The organism is Prosthecomicrobium pneumaticum, from assembly GCF_014199915.1.
Lineage (GTDB): Bacteria > Pseudomonadota > Alphaproteobacteria > Rhizobiales > Kaistiaceae > Prosthecomicrobium > Prosthecomicrobium pneumaticum.
On record NZ_JACHOO010000023.1, the window covers coordinates 1 to 2376 of the forward strand.

The 2376-nt window shown below is 69.9% G+C and carries 5 protein-coding genes; 4 read left to right on the top strand and 1 reads right to left on the bottom strand.

The genetic code is table 11. The features are described from left to right. The 3 genes from GGQ63_RS21800 to GGQ63_RS21810 all read left to right on the top strand — a co-directional run. The coding region (locus GGQ63_RS21800) for a hypothetical protein (protein ID WP_246429934.1) at positions 1–252 on the top strand (252 nt) is incomplete at its 5' end. Then, on the top strand, positions 249–485 hold the full coding sequence (locus GGQ63_RS21805) for a hypothetical protein (protein ID WP_183858737.1): 237 nt from the start codon (positions 249–251) through the stop codon (positions 483–485). The genes GGQ63_RS21800 and GGQ63_RS21805, both read left to right, overlap by 4 nt. 110 nt (positions 486–595) lie before the next feature. Continuing rightward, entirely contained in the window at positions 596–874 is a 279-nt protein-coding gene (locus GGQ63_RS21810; RefSeq protein WP_183858738.1) for a hypothetical protein, read from the top strand. Between the two features lie 13 nt (positions 875–887). Here GGQ63_RS21810 and GGQ63_RS22290 read toward each other — a convergent pair whose 3' ends face one another. Continuing rightward, positions 888–1016: a hypothetical protein gene (locus GGQ63_RS22290; RefSeq protein WP_281380257.1), complete on the bottom strand. Its 129-nt coding sequence runs from the start codon at positions 1014–1016 to the stop codon at positions 888–890. Positions 1017–1047: 31 nt separating this feature from the next. Here GGQ63_RS22290 and GGQ63_RS21815 point away from each other — a divergent pair. Further along, on the top strand, positions 1048–2376 hold a 1329-nt coding region (locus GGQ63_RS21815; RefSeq protein WP_183858739.1), incomplete at its 3' end, for a tape measure protein.

The window sequence follows — 2376 nt, forward strand, 5'->3', positions numbered from 1 at the left end:
CGTCGCTCTGCTGACGAATGTGGCCTGGGGCGGCAACCCCGTGCCGAGCTGACAGGCCTCGCGATGACATTCGACGGCAAGGCTTTCGGGCGCGAAATGGTCGGGATCGTCAAGGGCTATGTCGCCCGGCGGCTCGCTCCTCTGGACGAGCGGCTCGCCGATCTCGAAGCGCGCATCGCCGAGATCGACGGCAAGGCCGCGCCCAAGCCGCGCGTTCGCGTTCCGGCTCTCAAACGGGGGGACGAAGAGTGAAGAGAAGGTTTCAGCGCGGCGCCGGAGGGATTGAAGCGGAGTGGGCACCGACTTATCCCCGGACGCCCGGCGCCGCGCTGGATGCCATCCTCCGGGACGCTCTGTGGCGCGCCATCGGTCCGATGATCGAGATCCTCGGCCGCTATCCGACCGAGGCCGAACTGGACATGGTCGCGCGGGCCGTTCTCCGGCACCTCGACGAGCCCAACGCGCCGTCGACCCGACTTCAGTGACCGGGGGGGGTGGTCAATCCTTGGGCATGCTCGCCGGAGCGGACCCGCGGGTGGCCACCATTCACGGACTTTTTTAGCCGATCCCGAAATTTGCGTGTGGAGCGCGGCAAATGACCGAAGAACCCCGCCGGGAGGCACCCGGCATCGGCGCCGAAACCTGCTCCCTCGTCAGTGAGTTGCCGGCGGCGGCCCGGCTGGACGCGATGCGCGGCGCGTTTTCGGATCTGCACGCCTTTTTCCGGTGGCTCGGCGTCACCGACGAGGAGGTTGCGGAGGTCTGCCTTGAGGCGATCGGACCCGCCGCTCGGGCGCGACCCGACGAGTGGGGCGCGAAGCTGCGAGCCGCGGCCGTGATGATCGAGCGGCGCGCCGTGCGGGAGTCCGTCTGATGGCGGATGACCTTCAGAAGCTGACGGTCTCGCTTGAGGCGCGCTTCAACCAGTTCGACCGCGCCGTGGCGAAGAGCCTTCGTGACACGGAGCGGAGCATGGCGCGGATGGAGGCGCGCACCGTGAAGGCGTCGCGCGGCATGGAGCAGGCCCTCGCCGGCGCTGCGAGCCGGATGGCGGCACCGCTCGCCGGGCTCGGCGCCAGTCTGAGTGTCGCGGCCGTCGTCGGCTATGCCGATGCCTGGACGAATGCGGGGAACCGGCTCGCGGCCGTTGGCGTGCCGCTCGATCAGGTCGCGGCGAAGCAGAACGAGCTGGTGCAGATCGCGATTCGCTCGCGGACCGAGTTCGGCGCCGTCGTCGATCTCTACGCGAAGATGGCGTCCAGCGCCGGAACGCTCGGCGCCTCGCAGGCGGACGTGGCCCGTGTAACCGAGACGGTGGCGAAAGCTCTCGTGCTCGGCGGCGCCTCCGCTCAGGAGGCGGCCGGGACCATCCGGCAGCTTGGGCAAGCCCTCGGCTCCGGCGTTCTGCGCGGCGACGAGCTCAATTCGGTCTTGGAACAATCGCCGCCGATCGCGCAGTTGATCGCGAAGGAGTTCGGCGTCACGACGACCGAGCTGCGGGCGCTGGCCGAGGCGGGCGATCTCGTCAGCGGCCGTGTGTTCCGCGGCCTGCTGAAGGGTTCGGACGATATCGACCGTTCGGTCGCCTCGATGTCGCTGACGGTGGCGCAGGCCGCCGAGAACTTCCAGACGGCATTCACTGCCTATGTGGGCAGCGCCGATCAGGCGACCGGCGTCACGAGGACGCTTGCCGCCGCAATCCAGTTCATGGCGCAGAACTTTGACCTTCTCGAATCGGCTGCGGTCCTCACGGCCGCTGCGCTGGCCGGGCGGCTCGTGTCGGGGCTCGCCGCGGCCGGCGCCGGCATGAGCGCGACGGCTCTCGCCGCGCGCGGCCTGACAGGCGCCCTTGCGCTCGTGGGCGGCCCTGTGGGGCTCGCAGTGACAGCCGCGGGCGGGCTCCTCTACCTCGCGTCGCAGCACGACAGCGCCAAGCTTGCGACGGAGGCGCACAACGACGCCCTGCGGCTTCTTCGCGAGCAGGTGGCCGGCGCGGCCGGTAGATCGAGGGAATATATCGACGCGCTGGCGAAGGAGAAGGAGGCGCAGTTGCAGGCGGCCGAGGCCGACCTTCAGCGCGCCGAGGCGATAGCGCAGCTTGAGCGGGCGAAGGCGATCGAGCTGCGCCAGCGAGGTGGCTTCAGCATGGGGCTCGCATCGGGAGACGCGACGCCCGGTCAGTCGGTCGGAGCGATCGCCGGCGCGATGATCAATCCGGACGCCTTCATTCCTGAGGAGACGTTGCGGAAGCTCGAACAGGGCCGCGAACGGATCGCCGCGCTCCGGACGGCCATCGAGGATCTCCGCAGCCTCGCCGCGGGCGGTGGCGGAGCGGGGACCGGGACAGGGACCGGCGGAGGGCGCGGCTCCGAGGTC